The following is a 6,221-nucleotide window of genomic DNA, read 5'->3' on the forward strand; positions in this document are numbered from 1 at the left end:
ATGCGTGGGCAGCTTACTCGATCGCTCCTGCTTGTTGCAATAAAGAAACGATCGCCTGATGGTGATTAAATTTAGCTAACATTAAAGCGGTCATTCCCCCTTGATTTTTCTGATTTAAGCTCACCTTTCCCCCGTCTAACAAAACTTTAACCGTGTCGAGACAACCGTGATAACTGGCCCACATCAAAGGGGAAGCACCGCTAAAATCGACTTTATTGACATCAGCACCGATAGCGATTAACCGGCGCACCAGTTGACTATTATTGCCCTCACAAGCTTTCATGAGGACGCTTTTGCCATCGGGATAAACGGCGTTGGGATTAGCCCCGTAGTCGAGGAGATAACGGCAGATTTCCGTAAATTGGCGCTGTAGAGCTAAAGTTAACGGTGTTTCTCCCTGCTGAGTTAGGTTAGGGTCGGCTCCCTGTTTTAACAATTCTAAAACGATCGCTTCGTACCCCTGCACCGTGGCGATAAGCAAGGGTGTATCACCAAAATGGTTGCGGTGATTGACAAAAGTGCCGGCTTGTAGTAAGGCCTGGACGATCTCTAAATGTCCTTCGATCGTGGCTAAATGCAGAGCCGTTTCTCCAGCCTGATTTTGATTGTCAATACTAGCCCCCTGAGCAAGTAAAAGTCGGACAATATCGAAATATCCCTCGGCAGCAGCGATCATCAGGGCAGTTTCTCCCTCCTCCGTGCTAATGTTCGGATTTGCTCCCGCTTGCAGTAAAGTTTGTACGCTGCCGAGATTTCCCCTCTCTACAGCCAAAATTAGGGGAGTTTCCCCGGATAAAGTGGGAGAATCGAGGGGCAGACCACGGCTAATAAACAATTCGAGTATTTCTGGACGATTAGCGGTGAGAGCCTGTAACCAAGCTTCTTGACGTATTTCGTCATCTACACCACGATCGAGCAATAAACCGACAATTGCGGCGTAATTTTGTTTTATCGCTACAGATAAAGCCGTATCTCCATCCCGATCGCGCATATTGACCCGAGCGCCGGCGGTTAATAACTGTTCTGCGATCGCTGTATGACCCTTATAAGCGGCAATCATTAGTGCTGGTGTACCATCTTGATTGACCTGATTGACATTAGCAGCGGCGGCGATTAATTGAGCGAGGATTTCACTGTGATTGAGGGCAGCCGCTAACATGAGAGGGGTTAAACCTTGAGGTTGTTTACTTTTGTTGATATCAGCCCCAAATTCTCGCAAAATTGCCACAATTTCCTGATGACCCCCCTGCACGGCATAGATTAAAGCCGTCGTATTGTGGCCATCGGTGGCGTTGACATTTGCCCCCTGACTCAGTAAAGCTTGAACCCGCGCGAGATTGCCCTGACGCGCCGCTTGTATTAACAAGATATCCCAATTAGAAGCCATTAACAGTGACCGATCGGCAGAAAGTATTTTTTCTATTATCGATCTTTCTAGACAGGTAAACGGACAGAAAAGCTACTACCCCGTTCTAATTCTGAGGTGACGGCAATAGTTCCCCCATGAGCATCGATAATGCGACGGGAGAGATAAAGTCCTAACCCATTGTTGGAACTGTCTGGGGAACTGGAGTACAGGCGCTCGAAAATCCGGGGTAGTTCTTCTGCTGAAATGCCTATACCAGTATCCTCGACGACAATGGTGACAAAAGTATCTTCCTCTGTAGCTGGGATGAGATGAATTTTCACATCACCCTTTTGGGTAAATTTAATCGCATTGCCGATGAGATTGGTAAAAACGCGCCGCAGTTCCAAGCGATCGCCAGTTAGGAAAATTTCCCCGGCATTTTCGGCATTTAAGCTTAATTCTAGTCCTTTTTCTCGGGCAAGGGGAGTTAACTGCTGACAGACTTCTTCGAGAATATCGATAATCTTTAATTTAGTAAAATTAAGTATCTTTTCGCCGTTTTCATAACAATAAACTTCCAAAAGATTATTAACCATTTCCAAGAGATTTGTATTACTGCGAATAATCACATGAATGACTCGACTCATTTCGGGAGTAATCTCACCGTATAAACCTTCTTGAAATAGTTCTAATATGTGATTGACAGACACTAAGGGAGTTCGCAAATCGTGGGTCATCCTCGAAACAAAATCTTCTTTTTGTCTAGCCAATTGCTCTTTTTCTTGTTTGGCAATCGCCACTTCTTGTTCCGCTTCATAGATGCGTAGGGCGTTTCGCATCGCTTGATTTAAGCGCGAGGCAGAAAGACGAAATTTACTCAGATAATCGGAAGCACCGGCTTTCATCATATCTACGGCAATTCCTTCGTCTCCGTGACCGGTTAAAACAATTAGGGGTATTTTAACTCCCTGCTGCCGAATTTCCCGCACCAAAGTCAAACCATCTCCATCGGGTAGAAGATAATCGATAAACATACAGTCGAAAAGATTATTGGACATCTTTTCTTTAGCCTCTTGATAGTCAGCGGCTTCTGTTATTTCTATCGCCATCTCCGATGTTCTTAAGAATCGGCGCACGGCGATCCGATCTACTTCATTATCATCAACAATTAGAATTCTTAACTGGTTTAACATTGCCAATTTAAATCTGAATTTTATTACTGTCTGATCTACCCTGATAGAATACCTCGAATCGGGTTCGATGGTCAAGACATTTTCGAGGTCGATTCTTACAGCTTTTTTCTTAAAGATGAAGTATAACCTAATTTGCTATTGACGACCGAATCGTGACGACTGGCCCCCCAAAACGAAAAATTAGTACCTCACTATTAAGATGACTTCCAGAATCAGAAACAATACTTAAACAAAACGGCAATGCTTCAGCAGAGCGCTTTCTAGTAGGGGATGATATTCTTTTTCGGGGATAGTATAGGCCCCAAATCTAGCCAGATGGGGATTTTGCATTTGGGCATCAAATAGAGAGAAATTCCGTTCTCTGAGGTGTTCAACTAACTTGACCATGGCAACCTTAGAACCATCGGGAATTTTATAAAACATCGATTCCCCGATAAAAACCCCGCGAATTGCTAAACCTAAAATCCCCCCCGCTAATTGATCCCCTTGCCAAGTCTCGAAACTGTAGGCCCAACCGGCCTGGTGTAATTGCTGATAGATTTGCATTAACTCCGGGGAAATCCAAGTCAGCGAGCGATCGGCACAACCGGCACAAACCCCAGCAAAATCGCGGTTAATAGCCACGCTAAAGCGATTTTGATTCAAAACTCGTTTTAGGGACTTGGGATACCTAAAACGCCGATCAAGAGGGATAAGAGCGCGATTTTTACTAGAATACCAATCCAATCTGCCCCCCTCATCGGCCATGAGAAAGTAACCGCGTGCGTATCCTTGTATAATAGAGGCGGTATCCACGACTCCCCCCAAGAATTCAGTCTCGTAGCCTGATAATTCTCTAATTATGCCTGATCATCCCCCAGCAATTCCGCCCATTACTTTACCACCGATCGAAAATCCCCAACAGGAACAAACTTGGCTGCGCACCGCTTTACATCGTTGGTTAGATGCGGAATTTATTCCCGAAGCTATTAATGAAACTATCGCTGAACGCGCTAGTCAGATTTTTCTGCGTCAGCGTTTGGAAGGGGAAAACGATCTCGGTTGCCTAGTAATTGCGATCGTTACCGAGATGCAAGCTTTTGATTTTCGCGAAAGTTTTTATAGTGAATTTGCCATCGCTAACGCCGTTAGTGATTTAATTTTAGATAGTTTAGGGATCGATCGCTGTTGTGGCCAAAGTTAGACAGTTTTTCTCTGCTATTGGAGTTTAATTTCTATGAGCAGCCCTGCTGATTTTTCTGTACGAATGGGGTAAGCTGCACTGCCTATTAGAAATTTTAGGACAAATAATCAAAACCTCTCTCCTCGATCATAGACAGTCTTAACCAGTAATTTAGAGAGTCAACAGCTTATTGCTTATTTAAGAAGTTAACAAAATCTTTAATCGACAAGAATTGATTGATAGTTGTTGGGAAGGTTTAATTGATTTCCAACCCAGCGATCTCAGCGATCGTATAAGCGGGTCTGCCCTTAACTTCTTCGTAAATTCGACCGATGTATTCCCCTAATATGCCAATACTGATCAATTGTACCGAACCCAAGAAAAACACGGCGATCAAGATAGTAGCTAAACCAGTAACGGGAGAGTCGGGTTGCTGTAAGCGCCAGTAGAGAACCAGTAAAGCCATAAACAGGGCAATTAAAGCGGAAAATAAGCCTAAATAAGTGGAAATACGCAGGGGAATCTTAGAAAAAGACACCAAGCTATTAATCGCTAAAGCTAGGGATTTTTTAAAAGTGTACTTGACTTCTCCGGCAAACCGGGGATCCCGCTCAAATTTAACAGCAGTTTGTCGGAAACCAATCCAAGCGCGCAAACCGCGAATATAACGATTCCGTTCTGGCATAGAGTTTAATACTTCCACCACCTGACGATCCATCAGACAAAAATCCCCCGTGTCCGCAGGGATATCCACGTCGGCTAATTGTCGCAGCAATCTATAGAAAACGTAGGCAGTTAGGCGTTTAAACCAACTTTCTTTTTTCCGTTTTGTTCTCTGGGCGTAAACCACATGATAACCTGCTTGCCAAGACTCAATCATTTTGGGAATCAATTCTGGTGGATCTTGCAAGTCGGCATCGAGGACAACAATAACTTGACCCCTAGCAAAATTAAGTCCTGCCGTTACTGCAGCCTGATGGCCAAAGTTACGAGCAAAGCTAATGTAACAGACCCTAGCATCTCTTTCCTGTAGTTCCCGCATTAAATTTAAGGAACGGTCCCGACTGCCATCATTAATCAGAATCAGTTCCACAGAATCATCTAAACTATCCATGACATCACTGACACGGCGATAGAGTTCTGGAATGGTTTCTTCCTCGTTATAAATCGGGATAATTAGCGAGTATTTCGGCATTTTCGAGAGGTTGAACGGACACAAGCCGTGTTTTTATGGCGGCCGCTACGCTAAATATTCTGCCAAAGTATCCCTTTTGTCAACTTAATAAATTACTGCTAGACAGTGCCTTTAAATTGCCAAAGAATGATCGACCATTGCTTGCCGACGTAAACAATTCCAGTAGGCTGCATAGAGATCCGTCTGTTGACCGCGCAGGGAAGCGATCGCAGGGGCAGCAGGAAAAGGCCAGAGACGATCAAAAACCACTTCTCGATGAGCCAAACGAAACTGTAGCAAATAAACAGAGGCAGGAGCCTGTAAATTATCCAGTAATTGCGCTGCCAGCCGGTGTAAAGACTTAAGACTCTCTCTTTCTAGACTAATCGGTTGACTGTAGGCGTTAGGGATCATACCCTCCCCGATTACCTCACCGTATTCTAAACCCTTAGATGTCACCGTGATTGGCAACCAAAGATCCCCAAAAGAAGAATCTCCCTGACTGGTTTTATAGTGCAGGGTATGGGCAACCCAAGCGCGTCTTTCTTCGATATCCCGACAAGCTTGATAAACTTTTTTACCCGGAAAATTCACCCAATTGGGCAATTGAATTGTTAAGGGACACCAGATTAAATTATTTTGGCTGGTTTTACCCGACTCCATTTTTGACCACAAGGAAGCCGTCCCCGTCACCTCCACCGCTAGGGATTTAGGAACCGCATTTTTTAAGGCAATCACCATTTTTTCGGTAACGGGCGATAGCCGAGACATCTGACCACTGGCTTGAGCTTCGGCATTAACGAGAATGATAACTTTGTCCATTTCTTGTTGTGGGTTGGGTGAACTTGAACGATCAGCGGTGAGGTTGGTTAAGAATGCGAACTGACTGGGGTTCAATGCTTCTGTTGTCGCCATGGCAAAAGCTATTTCTCTGGATTTTAGCGTATTATACAGGAGCGTAACTATTTTTTACGGATTTTTTCAACAACAAGCATCTTCTAGTCGGGATTTTTCTTCTCCCCCTCATCAAAAAACTGGGTCTGAAACCCCGCCCTTTAGCGATAGCGGAGGGCGGCTTTATATAAGTTAGTGAGAAACAATTAAACCGTTAGAACGACGAATTAACTGAATCTTGCTAACGGCTATCTGTCCCAATCGTTGACCATTGGCATCGCTTACAGATAGCTGTTTTTCGGTATCTCCACTAACATAACCAATTCCTTTAGGAGAAGAAACTAAATCTCCTTTACGGAACCCATGTCTTGTGGTAGAGCCACCATATTTACGTCGTTTACCACCTTTAGAAAAAACCATCAGGTGAAGTTGACGACGACTAATAGGAGG

At 44.3% G+C, this 6,221-nt stretch carries 6 protein-coding genes and 1 pseudogene; 1 reads left to right on the top strand and 6 read right to left on the bottom strand.

Annotated elements, in window-relative coordinates:
* Window positions 1-13 precede the first annotated feature (13 nt).
* The 3 genes from EWV66_RS16585 to aat form a co-directional block, all read right to left on the bottom strand.
* On the bottom strand, window positions 14-1,387 hold the full coding sequence (locus tag EWV66_RS16585) for an ankyrin repeat domain-containing protein (RefSeq protein WP_287107821.1): 1,374 nt from the start codon (window positions 1,385-1,387) through the stop codon (window positions 14-16).
* 47 nt (window positions 1,388-1,434) lie between these two features.
* Window positions 1,435-2,541, bottom strand: coding sequence for a hybrid sensor histidine kinase/response regulator (locus tag EWV66_RS16590; protein WP_052276482.1), 1,107 nt, complete (start codon window positions 2,539-2,541; stop codon window positions 1,435-1,437).
* 225 nt (window positions 2,542-2,766) lie between these two features.
* Window positions 2,767-3,348 carry a leucyl/phenylalanyl-tRNA--protein transferase gene (gene aat, locus EWV66_RS16595; protein WP_128575187.1) on the bottom strand — a complete coding sequence of 194 codons (582 nt, stop codon included), beginning with the start codon at window positions 3,346-3,348 and terminating at the stop codon, window positions 2,767-2,769.
* A 34-nt stretch (window positions 3,349-3,382) separates the two neighbouring features.
* Here aat and EWV66_RS16600 point away from each other — a divergent pair, with 34 nt between their 5' ends.
* On the top strand, window positions 3,383-3,724 hold the full coding sequence (locus tag EWV66_RS16600) for a DUF8822 family protein (protein WP_052276481.1): 342 nt from the start codon (window positions 3,383-3,385) through the stop codon (window positions 3,722-3,724).
* Window positions 3,725-3,959: 235 nt separating this feature from the next.
* On the opposite strand, the gene EWV66_RS16605 is transcribed toward EWV66_RS16600, so the two are convergent.
* The 3 genes and pseudogenes from EWV66_RS16605 to EWV66_RS16615 form a co-directional block, all read right to left on the bottom strand.
* Window positions 3,960-4,898: a glycosyltransferase family 2 protein gene (locus tag EWV66_RS16605; RefSeq protein WP_052276480.1), complete on the bottom strand. Its 939-nt coding sequence runs from the start codon at window positions 4,896-4,898 to the stop codon at window positions 3,960-3,962.
* 111 nt (window positions 4,899-5,009) lie between these two features.
* Complete coding sequence (locus tag EWV66_RS16610) at window positions 5,010-5,792, bottom strand: hypothetical protein (RefSeq protein ID WP_052276479.1); 783 nt, start codon at window positions 5,790-5,792, stop codon at window positions 5,010-5,012.
* A 171-nt stretch (window positions 5,793-5,963) separates the two neighbouring features.
* Window positions 5,964-6,221, bottom strand: a pseudogene (locus tag EWV66_RS16615) (hypothetical protein); the annotation flags it as partial.

Source organism: Microcystis sp. M_OC_Ca_00000000_C217Col, assembly GCF_007095585.1.
Lineage (GTDB): Bacteria > Cyanobacteriota > Cyanobacteriia > Cyanobacteriales > Microcystaceae > Microcystis > Microcystis panniformis.

What these genes read in the sequence shown, in the direction of transcription:
- EWV66_RS16585 (WP_287107821.1), bottom strand. Translation starts at nt 1,387, where the DNA reads ATGGCTTCTAATTGGGATATCTTGTTAATACAAGCGGCGCGTCAGGGC.
- EWV66_RS16590 (WP_052276482.1), bottom strand. Translation starts at nt 2,541, where the DNA reads ATGTTAAACCAGTTAAGAATTCTAATTGTTGATGATAATGAAGTAGAT.
- EWV66_RS16600 (WP_052276481.1), top strand. Translation starts at nt 3,383, where the DNA reads ATGCCTGATCATCCCCCAGCAATTCCGCCCATTACTTTACCACCGATC.
- EWV66_RS16605 (WP_052276480.1), bottom strand. Translation starts at nt 4,898, where the DNA reads ATGCCGAAATACTCGCTAATTATCCCGATTTATAACGAGGAAGAAACC.
- EWV66_RS16610 (WP_052276479.1), bottom strand. Translation starts at nt 5,792, where the DNA reads ATGGCGACAACAGAAGCATTGAACCCCAGTCAGTTCGCATTCTTAACC.